We start from the raw sequence: 16,989 nt of genomic DNA, 5'->3' as shown, positions 1-16,989 counted from the left end.
GCTCAGCCCTTGTTCCACGACAGCAGTGATGACCAAACGCGCCTTCGACACACGCCGACGGTGCGGGCCGCACCTATTCCAATGTCCTGAGACACGCCATTCCTATGTCCTGGAACCACACACTGTCAGCCCGACGCAAACAACAGAGCCAGTACCGGCGTGAGCCGGCCTGGCTCTTTGCTTTGCGGAGGGCAGGGCACATGATGCCGGGCGCCGACGGCTTCGGGCTATTTCTTGCGGAAATGTCCCGCGCAGCAGCGATACCATGACCGCGCCATGAACCCAGTTGACCGCATCGCAAGTGCCGCCGAGGGGCGCCTCGGCTATGCCGTGCCCAGCTGTCCCGGATGGCAGCTTGCCGATCTGGTGTGGCATGTCGGCGTCGTGCACATGTTCTGGGCGAAGGTGGCTCGAGGGGAGTTGTCAGGTCCTCAGGCTTGGCGCGAACCCGATCGTCCGGCCGATGCCGATCTCGTGGCCTGGTATCGCCGCAGCGTGGATCTCTCCGCGACTGTCTTGGGCAGTCTCGAGCCCGATACTCCGGCATGGACGTGGGGACGGCGAAAGACCGTGGGCTTCATCAGACGTCGCGTCGCCCAGGAGAGCGCAGTGCACAGCTGGGACGCCACCAATGCCATCGGGGCCGGTGAGCCCATCGATAGAGACATCGCCGTCGACGGAGTCAATGAGTTCGTCGATGAGGTACTTCCCGCTCTGTCACCGGATCTCGACGGGGCGGCGCAAACCATCCGCTTTGAGGCGAACGACACCACCGACCAGTGGACCGTTCGAATCGGAGAAGGTTGGTCACGTCTCGTTCCGGCCAGCGAGCAAGTCGACGTGACGGTGCGCGCGCCGATTTCCGATCTACTGCTTTTCGTGTGGCGGCGCCGGTCGCCCGACCACGTACACATCGACGGCAATATCGCTGCGCTGCAACGCTTTCTGCAACGCGTTGAATTCTGACCGCGCCAGCGCCTAGTTGTCGGTTGGTGGCGTTTTTGGTTCGTAGGGTTGGTACCACTTCCATTGGGCGTGTTCGCCGATCGGCCCGGGACAGGGTGGGACCTTCGGTGGTGGATGGTTGGGTGGACGGGCCAGTGAGGCGGAGATGAGGGGGTCGCCGTCGTAGTCGGTGACGGTCAGGCGCTCGGCGGGTCCGGTGATGGTGATGTCGCCGCGGTGGTGTGCCCGATGGTGGTAAGGGCACAGCAGCACCAGGTTGAACAGTTCGGTGGGCCCGCCGTCTTCCCAGTGCTGGATGTGGTGAGCGTGCAGCCCGCGGGTCGCATTGCAGCCAGGGACCGCGCAGGTGGCGTCGCGGTGTTCCCGGGCGCGGTGCAGTCGCCGGTTGATGGTGCGGGTGGCCCGCCCGGCGCCGATAGATTGTCCGTCGCGTTCGAACCACACCTCACAGGTGGCAACTGGCGGTCGCCAGCCGACAGCAGCGGACCCACATGCAGTGCGGCGACGCGATCTTTGACATCGAGGTGTACGACCACGGTGGTGCGTTGCCCGTGTGGGCGCCGCGCGACGTCGGTGTCCCAGCCGGCTTCGACCAGGCTCATGAAGGCGTCCACCGTGTTCGGCAACGGTGGCGGGTTCTGTGCCGTGTCGTTGTCGTTGTCGTAGTCGGCGATGAGTGCGTCGCGGTGGGATTGCAGCGCGGCGTCGAAGGTGGCGACCTCGTCGTGGGGCAAGGTGATGGGGACTGCCCCGAGTTCAATTGACTCGCTGATGTGCCCTGGGTTCAGTGGTGTCGCCATACTTGGTTTCAGGCCACGGGTTGGACGGATTGGTGGAGCAATTCGAACTCTGTCGGGGTGAGCCGTCCAAAGGCGCGTTGCCGGCGGCGGTGGTACGTCCCCTCGATCCAGGCCACGATCGCCCAGCGTAGTTCAGCTCGGGTGGACCAGCGTCGGCGGTCGCGAATGTTGCGTTGCGCGCTGTAGACATGAGCGAGGTTCATCTGGCCGAACACCCTCGCCTCGCAGGCCGCGGGTCGATTCGCACCCCGTGGCTACTTCTATGTTCACTTCCCTGCAGCGAGTGACTTTCGCAGCTGTTTGTCGAACGCCTTGCGTGGAGCAAAGCGGCGCAGCGCGCTCAGCCGTCGCGCGGAACCGGCCGGGTACCGCAGCTTTGGATCCGCGTCCGTCGCGGCTGCCACGATGGCCTTCGCCACGATTGCGGGATCGTCCCCGTTGTTGACCTGCTCTGCCACGGCTTGGTTCGACCGTCGACGCCGGAACTCATAGACCGGCAACGGGTTGTCCGGTTCGGCGGTGTTGTCGTCGAAACCGGTTTTGGTACCGCCGGGTTCGACGAGAACGACGCGAATGCCGTCGTCACGAACTTCGTGGTCGATGGATTCGGAGTACCCCTCGACGGCGAACTTCGTTGCGCTGTAGGCAGCCATAAAAGGTGCCGGCATCAACCCGAAGATCGATGAGATGTTTACGATGCGTCCGCCGCCCTGTTTGCGCATGTGTGGTAGAACGGCGTTGGTCATCCGCATCACACCGAAGACGTTGATGTCGAAGAGTCTCTGCGACTGGGTGATTGAGTTCTCTTCGCTCGCGCCGGTGAGGCCCATGCCGGCGTTGTTCACCAGCACGTCGATTCGTCCGAATCGAGCAATCACCGCGTCGACTGCGGCTGCCACGGATCCGTCGCGAGTGACGTCGAGTGGGGCAAATGACAGGCCTTGCTCGTCTGCCAGTCCCGCGGCGTTGCGGCTGGTGCCCACTACCTGGTAACCGGCGTCGACCAGGGCGCGGGCGGCGAACCTGCCAAGGCCCGAGTTGGCGCCGGTGACGAGCGCCACCCGTTGCGATGTCGTCATAGGAGGATGTTCCTTCGTTCGTGTGGTGTGTCAGGTGAAGAAGAGTCCCAGAACCCTCGGTGAGGGAGTCCTTGCAGACTCGGGGGCGTGAGCGGGACTTATCCGAAAGTCAAGAGCGGTGCGCCACGGCCAGCAAGGCAGAGCGAGAAGTCAGTTTCAGGCGTGGCCGCCGCGTCGCGCGACCCTGGGCTTTCTCGTGAGCGTCGATTGCGTGCCAGTGGTGCCACTGCACCGGCTCGACGCCGCGAGAGGTCAGTGTTTGCAACACTTCCGCGTGCGAGCGCGGTTGACGACCACCGATCAGTCCTGCGTTGGCATCGTCGAATAAGGCACCTACGGTCTCGCGGGCACACCACTTGTTGGTGCCGATCACCCCGGAGGGGCCGCGCTTTATCCATCCGGTGACATAGGTACCCGTGCAGTCCTGAACGCGGCCAGCGGTGTTAGGGATGACTTCAGTGACATCGTCAAAAGGCAGGCCAGTAAGGGGGATTGGCGCGTAACCGATCGCGGCCACCACTAGGCCAGTGTCGAGGACGGTCGTGTGCCCGGTGGTGGAAACCAACTCGACGGAGGTAACGAAGTCCGATCCCATGATTCGAGAAGGTTTGTGCCCGAACATGAATCGGATGCGTCGCGATGATCCGCGCGGTTTGCGGGCGATGAGCTCAGCCAGCAGTCGCTTACGTCGGGCCTCGGCGGCTGTGGTCGCTGCTGCCGCAGCGGTCGGAAATTCGGCGCTGTCGACAATGATGTCAACCGTATCGAGGCTTAAGAGTTCTTCCATCTCGGGGTTGGTGAACGCTGCGTGCTGCGGTCCGCGTCGGCCAACTATGACGACTTCTCGGATTGTTGAAGCACGCAATGCCTCTTCGGCGTGGACGGCGATGTCGGTGCGGGCGGCGTCCTCCGGTGAGAGACTCAGCACCCGCGCGACATCGAGGGCCACGTTGCCGTTACCGATGATGACGGCGCGCTCGCCCCGCAGAATCGTTTTCGCCCTGGTGTAGTTGGGGTGTCCGTTGTACCAAGCGACGATGTCGTGCGCGGTGGATGAGCCTTCAAGCTCAGCCCCCGGCACGTCGAGTTGGCGTCCTGCCTGGGCGCCGATCGCGTAGATGACCGCGTCGTACCAGTGGGCCAGCTCGTCTGTGGTGACGTCGCGCCCAACGTCGACGTTGCCCAGGAGACGGACGCCGCCGCGCGTTGCGATCTCCTCGAAGACCCGTGCGACATCCTTCTTCTGCGGGTGGTCGGGTGCCACACCGCTGCGGACCAGTCCCCAGGGCGTGGGCAGCTGGTCGTAGACGTCCACTTCGACTCGTCGCGGTGCTCGCTGTGCGAGAGAACCGTTGATCCACGTGCCGGCGGGGTGTTCGGCGAGGTGCCCTGCGGCGTACATCCCGCTGGGTCCGGCCCCCACTACGGCGACACGCAGCGGCCGGTTAGCCACGGCGGCTGGTGTATTCGTAGTACTCGGCGTTCACGAGTTGCAGGCGCGCGGCTAGCCGTGGCGCCACGTCCTTGGCGTCCGATACGGCGCCCACTGGGCAGGCCTCGACGCATGCGGCGCAGTCTACGCAGGTCCTCGGATCAATGTAGAGCTGTTCGGCAGCCATGAAATCCGGCTCGTCGGGTGTCGGGTGAATGGAGTCGGCGGGGCACACCTCCACGCACGAGTAGTCCGAGACACACGATCCGGCGATGACAAAGGTCACGATGAACCTCTTTCCTTGGAGGAGTCAGATGAGGTGGTCAGGGCGTCGAGAAGAGGTGCGCGGCGCACCTCGACGTGGATACCGTTGAGCCATGCGTTGCCCGAGGCGCGGTCCGCTGACGCGGGCTCGATGGGCACGAGATCGTTGTACCGTCCGCCCCCGGCGTCCCGTGCCCGGCGCCAGCCGCTGTCCGCAGCGTGACCCCAATGCGCCGGCATGCCCACCGACCCTGGCATGACGTCGGCCGTCACATTGACGGTCGCGGTCGTCCTACCCCAGGGCGACACAATCTCGGCAGATGACCCATGAGGCAGGCCTCGGGCCTCAGCATCGTCGGGATGGATACTCAGCCGACACGTTCGTCCTCCGGCCATCAATTTCGGAACGTTATGTAGCCAAGAGTTCTGGGAACGCAGTTCGCGAATGGTGAACAGTCGCAGGGGATAGCCCTTGTCAGAACCGGAGTGGACGGCAGCACCCAGGCGGTGCATTTCCTCGGCAATGAGGGTGTGCGCGAGGTGGACCTTGCCATCGCGGGTGTGAATCCGCTTTTTGAGTCGCCCCACTCTGGGGGACTTCGCGTACAGGTGCGACGCACCGTCTTTCATGAGCTTGCGGCGGCTGAACCCCGATCGTCGCAGCCCGAATAGGTCACCGTGGGGCCCGAGTCGTATCGCGAGATCGCACGTAATGTGCGGGGGGATTCGCAAGCCGAGGCGTCCGAGGAGCTGTGCGCCCGGGGCTGGGGATGGCACCAGATCGATCTGTTGGCAGATTTGATCGAGTATCCACCAGTCGGGCTTTGATTCCCCGCGCGGTGCCACGACGGCATCGGACCACTGTGCGTTGGGTCTGGTTGCGTGCAACTGGGAGAATAGTGGAAAGCCGTCGCGTTCGAGCATCAACGTCGGCGGGAGGATGTAATCGGCCAGGCGACTTGAGTCGTTGATGTAGGGGTCTAAGGCCACGAACAGGTCCAGCTGTTGCACCGCGTCGGCCAATGGGCCGGGCGAGGTCTGGACGAAGTTGGACATCACCGAGATGACGGCGCGAAGCTGTCCCTGACCGGGTGTCTGGATCTCGCGGGCCAGGGCAATGAGCGGCGCCTGATCGAGCACTTCGGGCAAGTTGTCCACCCGAGTCCGCCAGCGGTCGAAACCGTTACCCTTCATGAGCTTCATGAGTGTTTCGGCGTCGAAATAGGGCTGGGAGAACACCATGCCGCCCCGGCGATCCAGGTTGCCGGTGACGACCGCGAGGCAATCGAGCAGGAACTTAGTCAGCGTCGAGAACTGACCCAGAGAGGCCCCGCAGCGGCCGTAAATGGTGGCGGTGTGCGCCGTGGCGAGGTCTCGGGCCAGCCGATGGATGGTGTGCAGATCGATCCCTGACTCCATTGCGGCACGGGGCATGTCGAGATCGGCGACGAGCGCACGCAATTCGTCGTAGCCGGTGGTGTGCTGGACGAGGAAGGTATGGTCGACGAGATCCTCGCCGATGATCACGCGCAGCAGCGCTGCCAGGAACCAGGGGTCGCCTCCTGGGCGGATGGCGACATGCTCACCTATTTTCGCGGTCTCTGTACGGCGAGGATCGACGACGACAACACGTCCGCCGCGGGCGATGAGGTCGTGAAGATGGTCCTGCACTCGCCCAAAAGTGCCCATCGACCCGTGCGAGACTAAGGGATTCGCCCCGATGATTAGGGCGAAGTCGGTGCGCTCAAAGTCCGGTAATGGGGTGCACAACGCACTGCCGTATAGCAACTGGTTCGCCACGAAATAGTTGTTGATGTCCACCGAGGCGACCGAGTAGGCATGCTTGGTCTTCAACGCCTTGGCCATGCCGGAGAGCGTGAGGAACGCACCGTAGTTGTGGACAACGGGGTTACCTTCGATGAGCCCGACCGCCGTCGTGTCGTGCTTGGCGATGATGTCCCGGAGGCGGTGCCCGATCGCCGCGAGCGCGGCGTCCCAACTAATCGGGCGGAACGATCCGTCCGGCCGTCTCTCCAAGGGTGTGGTCACCCGATCGGGATCCGACAGGACGGCACCAAACCCGAGACCCTTCGCGCATGCGAAACCCTGGCTGGCGGGATGCGCCGGATCAGGACTCAGAGACTCGAGACGACCGCCTTTTACGGTCGCGATGAGCCCGCACGCTGCTTCGCAGACCGAACACCAGGTCTTTTTGTGCACGACGCCGCCGGGATCTGCGCGGTTCGAATTCTTCGCAGCGTCACTGCCACCGCCAGGTGGTCGAGCGGCGTATGGCTGCACTAGTGGACCGTCGACGGTGACGGTGCGAGGGCGGCCGCCTGGTTGTGCTCGACCAATGCCGTGGTGCCGGCCAAAACGGCAGACAGGGCAACGGCAGTGGTCAGCGCCGTCGCGGCGGGGCTGATCTCGCGGCGCAGGCCCGCAGCAAGGAACGCGGCGGCATCGACGGAGTCCATGACGATGTTCAGCGCAAGAAAATGCTGGGGCCGGGTGAAGTTGTCCAGCCGGAGCAGCCCAAGCCCCAGCGCGGCGTTGCGAATAGCGAACATCCGTGCATAGGCGATCGCGGGGGTGCCGTCAGCCGTCAGCTGAAACAGCCGGGCCGCCAGCCGTGGAGTGAACAAATGAGTGGCCGCGACGATGAACCGTCCCGTCGTCAGCGATCTCAGGGACGGAATCAGGTGTAGGGGAAATTGTGACATTGAACGTCCTTTTCATTTCGGTTCGGCATTTGCCGACTGGCGCACGGCGCTGGCGAAAGATATAGCTACTATACTATAGATATCTGTAGGCTGATGGCATAGTGGGTGTGGGTGAGGCGGGAACCGATCTGCGTTTCGGCGGTTGGAACAACTGCCGGCTGGAACCGACGCGGCGGACCACGCAAGGGGATCGAGAGAGGTAAGCATGGCCGACACTGCTAGCACCGAGCCCGTCCCGCCGGGGGTCGGTCCGTACTGCCCGTACTACGCCGCAGCCATGGATTTGCTGGGGCGGCGCTGGGCTGGAGCGGTGCTGCGCGCCTTGGTCACCGGCGGCATGCGTTTCCGCGAGCTGGCCAGGACTATCCCCGATATCACCGACCGGATGCTCTCGCAGCGGTTGAAGGACCTCGAAGCCGGTGGGCTCGTTGAACGTGTCGTTCACCCCAGCACACCGGTACAGGTCGAATACCGGCTCACCCCAGGAGGTGCCGCGCTGGGCGACGTATTGCTTCATCTCAATCAATGGGCGCTGGACTGGATCCCTCTGCCCGGCAGGGCTGACTCTTCGTCTTAGGCGAATATTCATCCGGTGATATCGCGCCCGAAGATCATTCGCGCGAGGACCCACTTCTGAATCTCGTTGGCACCTTCGTAGATCTCGCCGATCTTGCTGTCGCGGTAGAACGCTTCGACGGGACCGGGATTGTCATCGGCACCGAGCTGTTGGATGAAGCCAAGGCCACCGAAGGCTTGTACGGCGTCACGCGCCATGTCGACGGCGATCTCGGTACCGCGCAACTTCGCCATCGCCGCTTCAGGCTCGGGAAATACCACACCAGAGTCGAGGCGAAGTGCCGCCTTCAGGTAGAGGTCACGCGCGCAGGCAATGGAGGTCGCTCGATCGGCCATCAGAAATTGCCAATGTTGTTTGTTCGCAAGGGGTCCGGCGAATGCGTGCCTGCGCCCCAGGTGAGCCGCGGTGTGGTCGAAGGCGGCCTGGGCCATGCCGACGCCGGCCGCTCCTATACCGATGCGCCCGTAGCTCAGGGCCTGCAGGGCGATCTTGAGGCCGCCACCCTCGGCGCCTAGGAGCATTCCCGGGGGCAGGTGGACATTGTCGAAGAGCACGTCTGCGGTGATCTGGCCCTTGTTGCCCAACTTGCGATCGGCTGTTCCAACACTGACTCCGGGGATGTCGGTGGGCACGATGAACGTGCTGAGCCCAGCACCGGTACGCGCAAGCACGACGACGAACGCCGCGACCACCGAGTTCGTAATCCAGCGCTTACGGCCGTTGAGGACCCAGCCATGTCCACTGGCCTCCGCGTGGGTGGTCACCGCTTTCGGTGACAGGTCACTCGACGCGCCCGGCTCGCTGGTCGCGAACGCACCGACGATTTCGCCGTTGACCAGAGGGCGAAGCCACCGCTGCCGCTGTTCTGCTGATCCCTGGTTCACCGCGTTTCCGGCGAGGATGCAGTGGACGTCGAAGATCGCCGCGACGCTGTTCGAGTAGTAGGCGAGTTCCTCGACCGTCACGGCGGTCGCCGTCGCAGGATAGTGGAGGCCGTCACCGCCGACATCGGTGCCGAACGGGATTCGGAAAAGCCCGTCCTGGGCCAACGCGTCGAATGCATCGCGGGGAAACCCGTCAATCCGCTCGTCACCACGGGCAATCCGATGCGCTATCGGCGTGATCTTCGCGGTGGCGCTGGCGCGGACGCGACTCCGCACGCCCACAACCTCCTGCGGTGACAGCAGGTCGTGATATAGGCGATCCGCACACCGAGGCGGCGAGGTCAGTGTCCCCGAAATCGCCTCACCGTTGGCGCTCACCACTGTCATTGATTCTCCTGCGTTGAATCGGCTGTCATAGAGGGGTTCCCGGCTGCACTAGGGTCAGTTGCCTGGAGGTGGCGGGTCAGGAACTCGACCTGGTCTGCTACAACGGCGTCGAACGGCTCGCCTTGATAGATATCGAAATGGCCTGCGTCGTATCGTTTTATCTCACCGTGCGGGGCAGTTCGGGCGTAGGCCAGGGTTTGAGCTGCCGGCGTCACCGAGTCTCCATCAGTGACGCAAAACAAGATCGGTGGGCGGACACGTTTCACCGACCGGCCGGGCCGATAGGCCGTGATGGTAGGCAATACCCGAGCAGCCACCTCGTTGATGAACGTGATCCCGGGAGGCACCAGCGCCAGCGTCCCGGTCAAGGCATCAGGCGCATTCATCAGACCCAATTCACCTGGGGGCGCTGCCAATGCAATGGTTACCGGTTGACGTCCTCGGGCGGCCGCTAGGAGGTCGCCCATCACCGACGGGAGGGCCCTGGCGGTACTGCGCAGACCCAGCGCACGCGCGGATGCCAGTCCATCGGTGAACGGACATTGCGCGACAGCGGCGCGCAATTCGGGATGGCGCGAAGCAATTGTCAGCGCGTGCCCACCACCGAAAGAGGTGCCCCAGACCGCGACCCTGCCCGGGTCAATGTCGGACCGACTGCGAACGTAATCGAGAGCGGCGTCCCAGTCGGCGAGTTGGCGCCGGATCGACAGCAGCTGTCTCGGCTGCCCGCCGCTGTCCCCGAAGTGGCGGTAGGTGAAGCTCAGCGCAGCGATTCCGGCGCGGGCAAACCGCTCGGCGTACGCGTCCAGACCCATCTCACGAGTCGCACCTAATCCGTGCCCGAGCACAACGACCGGTGGCCTTTCGACGCCTCGGGGCAGGTGGATCCATCCCGCGCAGGTGGAGTCGCCGACGCTAAAGGTGAGATCGTCGCGGGTGACGGTGTACTCGGTCATATCAGGGTTCCGTTACTGTCAGCGTGAGAGTGGACGCGACCGTCTAGCTGCGCAAGGATGTCGAGGGTGCGGCGGTTGCGCGCGAAGTGAGCATCCACGGCCGGTCCGAGGAGACCACGTAACCCCGAGAGGGGTCGCCATCGCGCCGGACTGATGACACGGGGGGAGCGCTGTTGCAGACCATCGGCGATGGCGATGGCCGCAGTGGCGGGACTGATTCGGGCGACCAGCGGTTTCGGTAGCGAGCCGAAGAGTTCGGTCAAGACATCGTCGCTATCGACGCGGTGGTGGATCATGTGGGTGTCGACGAAAGAGAAGTAGGCGGTGAGCACCGAGGCGCCATGGTCAGCAAGTTCGATGCGCAGCCCGCGCCCGAGTTGCTCGACCGCTGCCTTGCTCATCGCATAGGGGATATTTCCCATGCCGTTGATAAATGCGTATACCGAGCTAATGAGCACGACCTGCCCGCGGTTGCGGATCACCTCCTCCATTCCTGCCGCAACAGTGTGGACCACGCCCATCACGTTGACCGCCAGCGTGGTGGCGACGTCGGTGACGGGAGTATTGCGGAGGGTCGCTGCTTCGACGAGTAGTCCAGCGTTGGCCACAACAATGTCCAGGCCACCGAAGCGATCCACGGCTCGCGCAACGGCCCGATCGAGGGAGGACTGGTCTCGCACGTCAGCGACACATCCGATTGCCCGATCGGAGTCGAGTGCCGCCACACGTCGAGGAGTCTCCGGATCGACGTCCGCGACCACGAGCCGCGCACCACGCGTTAACAATTCCCGACCCGTCGCCGCTCCGATCCCTCCATTTCCTCCGGTGATCAGTACGACCTTGCCGGTGAGGTCGTAGGTCGCAGTGCTCATTTGATACCGCGCGCGTATCGCCGGGAGACCCGGCCGTTGCGGCGAATCATGGCCACCAAAGCAGCGACCGCGCCAGATGCCGGGTCCGGCTCGACGCCATCGGTGGAGCGGTGCTTCAGGTCGACCTTGTAGTCAAGACTGGACCCGGTATCGACAGGAGAGCGATCGGTGGCGCTGAGCGCTTCACCGTGTGCCGCCTTAGCAATTCGGGGTAGCGAGTGCTCAACACAGTGGGACTTGGGCGGTATGTCGATGCGGGTCATGGCGCTCCGAGTTGTTTGAATTATGACCGTACTAGTATGATCATAATTGTGCCGTCGGCACAACTACGCCCACCGCTAGGCGACAGCCCAACGAAGTGAACCCATAACGCAGGCCCACCCTTCCCTTACCTACGACATCACAGTGAAAGAGGACTCCTATGATGATCACGCCGCGCGGCGCTGTCGCTCGCTTCTTCTTCGGAGGGCTGATTGTCGGCCGCGCCACGTTGGCGATCACCTCTTTAGCCGCGCCCCGGCGGTCTCTCCGCCTGGTAAGGGTGGGCGGTGACGGTACCCCGGCGCCCATGATCTACCGGATGTTCGGAGTCCGAAACGGGTTGTTAGCGTTGGGCCTTTACAACCTCGATCAAATTCGCAAGCCGCGGCTGTTCATTGGGCTGAACGTGCTGATCGACTCTGTTGACGCACTGGCATTCGTGGCTGCCGGGCGTCGCGGCGAGGTCAGTCGCAGCGGCGCCACCGTCTCCACCCTAGTCGCGATGTCGGCTATCGCTGCTGGAGCAATCAGCTATGCGAACCTCGAGGATGGGGACCTAGCCTCCGCGTAGGAAAGGACAACGCACTCTTGCACACCTTTGCGCCCAGCAGCGGTGCTGCCGACCGCGCCGACCTTCAAGATGGCGGATCTGCCTGGTGAGCTGTGCAACGAATTCGATTGCCCAACAGCGACCTCCGAGATCACTGGGCAATGGTCGAGTCCATACTCGACACCACCGAGGGGGTATTCAAGGCGGATCTTTTGGGTCGCTATCGCAGCCGAACACCGCACAGATGAACTTTAGCCGCGCCAATTACGCACCCACATCAAAGCAGAAGGACAGCAGATTGATTCGCTCGTACTTGCCGTGGCACCATCCTACCGACTGGTGGACGCGGCCCTGGATACAAGACGTCGATCGCGCTCTCACATACGGCGAAGGCGCGCAGTGGATCGCCAAGGTCGCCGCACAGCTGGCGCGCGCCGGCGTCACCTCCGGTGACGTTGTGGGAGTAATGCTGTCCAACCGCGTGGAATTCCCGATCGTCACGATGGCGGCATGGCGCATTGGTGCATCGGTAACTCCGGTAAATCCTGCCCTCAAGACAGCAGAGGCGCTTTATCAAATCGGCGACGCGGCAGCCAAGCTTGTGGTTCACGACACGATCGACGCAGACCTCTCCAGACAACAGACGCTCCATGTCGATGACCTGGCGTCTCTGGACACCGCGCCTATGGACTCGCTGCCTCCCATTCCCCCGGAAACCGGCAGCGACACCGCGCTACTGATCTATACAAGCGGCTCCACCGGTCGCCCGAAGGGAGTCATCCTCACCCACGACAACCTCCTGGCAATGGCGTCGGCGCTCAATGCGCATCTCGCGATAACCCCTGATGACCGTTGCCTTCTCGCACTCCCGTTATTTCACGTAAACGCCATATGCGTAAGCTTTCTGACACCGACCTACTGCGGTGCGCAACTGACGATCCTGCGACGCTTCGAGGCGAAGGCGTTCGCCGATGCGATGCGTACCTACGAGCCGACGTACTTCTCGGCCGTGCCGACCATGCTGGCACGCATCATCGAACTCCCCGAAGAGGCAACGGCGGGCATCGCCTCGCTACGCTTCGTCCTGTGCGGCGCCGCACCAGCATCTTCAGATCTGCTGAACCGCGCCGAGGCACTGCTGCGAGTCCCCCTCGTCGAGGGCTATGGCCTCACCGAAGCTACCTGCGCTACTTGCGCCAACCCACTTTACGGCGTGCGCAAGCTTGGCAGCGTAGGTCCCGTACTGTCTGGACAGGAAGTTCGGGTAGTCGACAGCAGCGGGGCCGCCGTGCCGGTGGGGTGCACCGGCGAGGTCATCATCAAGGGCGACACCGTGATGCGCGCTTATCTCAACAATCCAGACGCCACCGCGAATGCGGTGGTTGATGGGTGGCTGCACACCGGCGACGTGGGGCGACTCGACCACGACGGATATCTCACCCTCGTCGACCGCATCAAGGACCTCATCATCCGCGGCGGTGAGAACATCTATCCGAAAGAGATCGAGAACGCGCTCTCTGAGCACCCCGCGGTGCTCGAAGCCGCCGTGGTAGGGCGCCCCGACATCGATTATGGGGAAGTTCCTATAGCGTTTGTTGTCGCCTATCCCGGCTCTGAACTTGATGAGGACGCCCTCCGGGATCATCTACGACTCTGCCTAGCCAGGTTCAAGATTCCCGCCCGAATCCAGGTCATGGATGCGCTGCCGAAGAACCCCGTCGGCAAGATCGACAAGCTGAGTCTGCGCCGCACTTCAAAGACATTATGGTCGTAAGCGTATCCTTAAATGCACTGTGCTATAGAGGGGAAGAGCTGGAATGCCGAGATATCCGGTTGAACATAAGGCGGACACGCGACGTCGGATCGTGGAGACGGCTGGGCGACGCCTCAAGAGCGACGGCATTGATGGATCTGGGATCGCGGCACTCATGGGCGACGCCGGACTGACCAATGGCGCGTTCTATGCACACTTCGAATCGAAGAGCGACTTGGTCGCTACGGTGGTCGCCGAACAGCTCGCCGCTCAGGTCGCGCTCCTGGAGGCGTTACCGGCCAGCCCGGACGCTATAACCTCCTACGTGCGTGCGTACCTCGCCCCTGAGCACCGAGACGACGCCGCTGGCGGGTGCCCATCGGCGGCACTTCTCGACGAGATAGGCCGCTGCGACGACGCTGTCCAACACGCCTACAACGACGGCGTTCAACGGATCCTTGAGGTGATCGCTGCCTCAATGGTCGCCGCCTACGGAGCTGGGCCAGATCAGGCGTGGGAGCGCGCGGTCGGCGTCTGGACCGTGATGGTCGCCACCATCCAGCTCGCCCGCGCCGTCTGTGACCCTGCGCTGTCAGACAGGATCCTGGCGGCCGGAGTCAACAGCGCGCTCACCCTGGTACGAGAGCTCGACGACCGACCGCGCCGGGCCCCAGCCGCCCGGAAACGCACGAGATCGGCGAGCGCCCGTGGATGACAGAAGCGCGCCAGATTTTGTCTCGAAGTCCTCAAAACTTGATCGGAGCTGGCGAGACTTCTGAAGCCTGCGCAGCATTCGACTTTTCCGGCACGGTCTAGACGGTATGGGTGACCGTCGGCGTTGGGCTGGGGGTTGCGGGCCGGGGCCCCACTCACCCATGTTCGTGGGCTACCGAGTAGGGAGCGCCTGCTCGGTCTATCCGACAGTGGTGGGAGGCCCCGGTGTTTACAGTGCGTACGAGTGTTGGACTGGACGTGCACGCACGCTCGGTCGTGGCGGCAGCGATCGACGACGTTACCGGGGAAGTGACCCGGGCCCGGTTGACGCCGTCTCATGAGCACATCCGGTCGTGGATATCGGAATTGCCGGGTCCGGTGGCAGTGGCCTACGAGGCTGGTCCGACCGGCTTCGGACTGTATCGGACGTTGGCTGATGCGGGGATTAGGTGTGAGGTCGTCGCACCATCGAAGCTGCAAAGACCGTCGGGGGATCGGGTGAAGACCGATGCCCGCGATGCGGTTCATCTGTCGCGGTTGCTGCGACTCGACGAGATCGCGTCAGTGTCGATCCCGAGCGTGGGCCAGGAAGCAGCCCGCGATCTGGTGCGAGCCCGTGAGGACTGCCGTGGTGATCTGATGCGGGCGCGTCATCGCCTATCCAAGCTGCTGCTGCGGTACGGCATCGTCTACTACGGGGGCAGAGCATGGACCGGTGTGCACGATCGGTGGCTGCGTACTGAGGCGGCACCGCAGTTGACGAAAGCGGCGACGCGGATGGCCTTCGATGCCGACTATGACCACGTGCTGACGATGCAGGCACGGCGGGATCGTTTGGACTCAGCCATCGAGGAGATGGCCGCTGATGGCGAATTCACCCCGATCGTGCGTCGAGTATCGTGCCTGCGCGGTGTCAGCACGTTGACCGGCTTTGCGTTGGCAGTGGAGATCGGTGATTGGAATCGGTTTCACCGGCAACACGATTGGATCCTTTGTGGGATTGACTCCGTCGGAGTATTCGTCGGGCTCCTCGCGGGCGCAAGGCCCGATCGCCAAGACCGGGAACACCCACGTACGTCGGTTGCTGGTCGAGGCTGCCTGGCACCACCGAACCAGGTATCGCGCGGGTGCGGCGATGCGGTCGCGGTGGGAGCAGGCCTCACCGGCCGCCCGCGCCCGCGGGGATCAGGGCAACCGTCGCCTACACGACAGATGGGTAGGTTTTCTGGAACGTCGCAAGCGCCCGGTGATCGCCAACGTCGCGATCGCCCGCGAACTTGCTGGCGGGTGCTGGTCCTTGGCTGTCATGGACGACTGATCGCCACCTGATCCGCTTCCCGTCTGAGTCCGGTGGTGGCAGCGCGTGGATCGACCCGCGAGACAACTATGAGCAGACCTCCAGGCCGACGCTCGACCCTAGACAAGCGGATGCGATCCAGCCGAAACCCCGTCCTGCGGTGGCCAACCCGCGTATATCAGTCTGACCGCGCGTCGCCAACGACACGCTCACCACACGGACTCGCCCAGGAAGCAACGAGGCGCCGTCGGGGTAGCTCCCCGGCGGCGCCTTTCCTTGCCCTCTTGACAAACTTCGCTACATATCAGTTGTGATGTCCAGGGAGGTTGTCTCGCCCGGTATCGGTGAGCCTGTGTGACAGGTGAAGGCCTCCGGTTGTGAAGTGGAGCTATCTAGGAACCCCTTCATCAACCAGGAGGCCTTCGTGTCCCACGCTAATGCTGCGCTGACTCCGCGCGCTCGTTTGAGGCTCGCCCAGCTCGTCGTCGAGCAAGGCTGGACCTACGCCGCAGCCGCCAAGATCTCGGTCGCTGCTCGAACTGCCAAGAAATGGGCCGATCGATACCGCGCTGAAGGTATTGCCGGCATGCTCGACCGCAGCGCACGACCGCACCGTAGCCCCACGAAGACCGCTGCGAGCACGGTGCGGTGGGTCGTGAAACTCCGGTGGCACCACCGACTGGGGCCAGTTCAGATCGCCGGCCGCCTCGGTATGGCGGCGTCGACCGTGCACGCGGTGCTCACCCGATGCCGGATCAACCGGCTATCGCACACATCGATCGCATTACCGACGAACCGCTGCGCCGCTACGAACATGACTATGCCGGCTCGCTGATCCACGTCGACGTCACCAAGTTCGGCAACATCCCCGATGGCGGTGGGCACAAATTCCTGAGTCGACAGCAGGGCAGACGCAACGCTCGCCAGACAGCCCATCGAACCGGTGAACGCGGCAACAGGTACCGCCCAAAGATCGGAATTGCGTTCGTGCACACCGTCATCGACGATCATTCCCGCGTGGCCTACGCCGAAATTTGCAGCGACGAAAAGGCAGTCACCGCGATTGGCGTGCTCCAACGCGCCGTCGCGTGGTTCGCCGAGCGCGGCGTCCGCGTCGAACGAGTCCTCTCCGACAACGGATCGGGCTACAAGTCCTACGCCTGGCGCGATGCCCGCACCGAACTGGGCATCACGCGAAGCGAACCCGCCCCTACCGGCCCCAGACCAACGGCAAAATCGAGCGATTCCACCGCACTCTCGCCGATGGCTGGGCCTACACCCGACTCTATGAATCAACCCACCACCGCAACAACGCTTTAGGGACTGCCCCCAGTTTGGTTGACTCCTTTGTGGTTCCCCCGAAATCGTGGAGGGTTTCCTATGCCGCTTCGGGCTTGGTCTTGGATTCCCTGATCTCGTAGTTGACGGGCGATAGCCCGTCGGCGGCACTGTGGCGGCGTTGGTGATTGTAGAA

14 protein-coding genes and 4 pseudogenes are annotated in these 16,989 nt (G+C 63.5%); 7 read left to right on the top strand and 11 right to left on the bottom strand.

Features of this window, described 5'->3' with window-relative positions; translation table 11 throughout:
• Nucleotides 1-276: 276 nt before the first annotated feature.
• The gene (locus tag HPC46_RS32065; protein WP_233716983.1) at nt 277-966 is read left to right on the top strand and encodes a maleylpyruvate isomerase family mycothiol-dependent enzyme; all 690 of its coding nucleotides are present in this window, start codon (nt 277-279) and stop codon (nt 964-966) included.
• Between the two features lie 12 nt (nt 967-978).
• Here the strand turns inward: HPC46_RS32065 and HPC46_RS32060 are convergent.
• The 7 genes and pseudogenes from HPC46_RS32060 to HPC46_RS32030 all read right to left on the bottom strand — a co-directional run.
• Nucleotides 979-1,706: pseudogene (locus HPC46_RS32060) on the bottom strand (DUF222 domain-containing protein); the annotation flags it as partial.
• Between the two features lie 68 nt (nt 1,707-1,774).
• Nucleotides 1,775-1,942, bottom strand: a pseudogene (locus HPC46_RS32055) (IS3 family transposase); the annotation flags it as partial.
• Between the two features lie 90 nt (nt 1,943-2,032).
• Nucleotides 2,033-2,845, bottom strand: coding sequence for an oxidoreductase (locus HPC46_RS32050; RefSeq protein ID WP_179476076.1), 813 nt, complete (start codon nt 2,843-2,845; stop codon nt 2,033-2,035).
• 109 nt (nt 2,846-2,954) lie between these two features.
• The gene (locus tag HPC46_RS32045; protein WP_179476080.1) at nt 2,955-4,247 is read right to left on the bottom strand and encodes a ferredoxin--NADP reductase domain-containing protein; all 1,293 of its coding nucleotides are present in this window, start codon (nt 4,245-4,247) and stop codon (nt 2,955-2,957) included.
• A gap of 43 nt (nt 4,248-4,290) precedes the next feature.
• Nucleotides 4,291-4,563: a ferredoxin family protein gene (locus tag HPC46_RS32040; RefSeq protein ID WP_179476075.1), complete on the bottom strand. Its 273-nt coding sequence runs from the start codon at nt 4,561-4,563 to the stop codon at nt 4,291-4,293.
• Nucleotides 4,560-6,842, bottom strand: a complete 2,283-nt coding sequence (locus tag HPC46_RS35880) for a molybdopterin-containing oxidoreductase family protein (protein ID WP_325096857.1) — start codon at nt 6,840-6,842, stop codon at nt 4,560-4,562. The genes HPC46_RS32040 and HPC46_RS35880 overlap by 4 nt, the downstream gene beginning before the upstream one ends.
• The gene (locus HPC46_RS32030) at nt 6,842-7,264 is read right to left on the bottom strand and encodes a hypothetical protein (RefSeq protein WP_179476074.1); all 423 of its coding nucleotides are present in this window, start codon (nt 7,262-7,264) and stop codon (nt 6,842-6,844) included. Before HPC46_RS32030 ends, HPC46_RS35880 begins: the two co-directional genes overlap by 1 nt.
• A 205-nt stretch (nt 7,265-7,469) precedes the next feature.
• Here HPC46_RS32030 and HPC46_RS32025 point away from each other — a divergent pair, with 205 nt between their 5' ends.
• Complete coding sequence (locus HPC46_RS32025) at nt 7,470-7,841, top strand: winged helix-turn-helix transcriptional regulator (protein ID WP_179476073.1); 372 nt, start codon at nt 7,470-7,472, stop codon at nt 7,839-7,841.
• An 8-nt stretch (nt 7,842-7,849) separates the two neighbouring features.
• Here HPC46_RS32025 and HPC46_RS32020 read toward each other — a convergent pair whose 3' ends face one another.
• Genes HPC46_RS32020 through HPC46_RS32005 form a run of 4 tightly spaced genes read right to left on the bottom strand, consistent with a single transcriptional unit; the run spans nt 7,850 to nt 11,203 of the window.
• Complete coding sequence (locus HPC46_RS32020) at nt 7,850-9,112, bottom strand: acyl-CoA dehydrogenase family protein (RefSeq protein WP_179476072.1); 1,263 nt, start codon at nt 9,110-9,112, stop codon at nt 7,850-7,852.
• The gene (locus tag HPC46_RS32015) at nt 9,109-10,068 is read right to left on the bottom strand and encodes an alpha/beta hydrolase (RefSeq protein WP_179476071.1); all 960 of its coding nucleotides are present in this window, start codon (nt 10,066-10,068) and stop codon (nt 9,109-9,111) included. The genes HPC46_RS32020 and HPC46_RS32015 overlap by 4 nt, the downstream gene beginning before the upstream one ends.
• Nucleotides 10,065-10,940 (bottom strand): SDR family NAD(P)-dependent oxidoreductase, encoded by an 876-nt coding sequence (locus HPC46_RS32010; protein ID WP_179476070.1) that lies wholly within the window; start codon nt 10,938-10,940, stop codon nt 10,065-10,067. Before HPC46_RS32010 ends, HPC46_RS32015 begins: the two co-directional genes overlap by 4 nt.
• Nucleotides 10,937-11,203: a hypothetical protein gene (locus HPC46_RS32005; RefSeq protein ID WP_179476069.1), complete on the bottom strand. Its 267-nt coding sequence runs from the start codon at nt 11,201-11,203 to the stop codon at nt 10,937-10,939. Before HPC46_RS32005 ends, HPC46_RS32010 begins: the two co-directional genes overlap by 4 nt.
• Nucleotides 11,204-11,361: 158 nt before the next feature.
• Between HPC46_RS32005 and HPC46_RS32000 the strand changes: the two genes are divergently transcribed.
• The 5 genes and pseudogenes from HPC46_RS32000 to HPC46_RS31980 form a co-directional block, all read left to right on the top strand.
• Nucleotides 11,362-11,772, top strand: coding sequence for a hypothetical protein (locus tag HPC46_RS32000; RefSeq protein WP_233716982.1), 411 nt, complete (start codon nt 11,362-11,364; stop codon nt 11,770-11,772).
• A 223-nt stretch (nt 11,773-11,995) separates the two neighbouring features.
• The gene (locus HPC46_RS31995) at nt 11,996-13,525 is read left to right on the top strand and encodes a class I adenylate-forming enzyme family protein (RefSeq protein WP_233716981.1); all 1,530 of its coding nucleotides are present in this window, start codon (nt 11,996-11,998) and stop codon (nt 13,523-13,525) included.
• A gap of 43 nt (nt 13,526-13,568) precedes the next feature.
• On the top strand, nt 13,569-14,219 hold the full coding sequence (locus HPC46_RS31990; protein WP_179476068.1) for a TetR/AcrR family transcriptional regulator: 651 nt from the start codon (nt 13,569-13,571) through the stop codon (nt 14,217-14,219).
• A 224-nt stretch (nt 14,220-14,443) separates the two neighbouring features.
• Nucleotides 14,444-15,536 (top strand): annotated as a pseudogene (locus HPC46_RS31985) (IS110 family RNA-guided transposase).
• Nucleotides 15,537-15,939: 403 nt separating this feature from the next.
• Nucleotides 15,940-16,834: pseudogene (locus tag HPC46_RS31980) on the top strand (IS481 family transposase); the annotation flags it as partial.
• Nucleotides 16,835-16,989 lie beyond the last annotated feature (155 nt).

The organism is Mycolicibacterium vinylchloridicum (assembly GCF_013404075.1).
GTDB classification, from domain to species: Bacteria; Actinomycetota; Actinomycetes; order Mycobacteriales; family Mycobacteriaceae; genus Mycobacterium; species Mycobacterium vinylchloridicum.
This window is presented reverse-complemented; position numbering and strand designations above follow the sequence as displayed.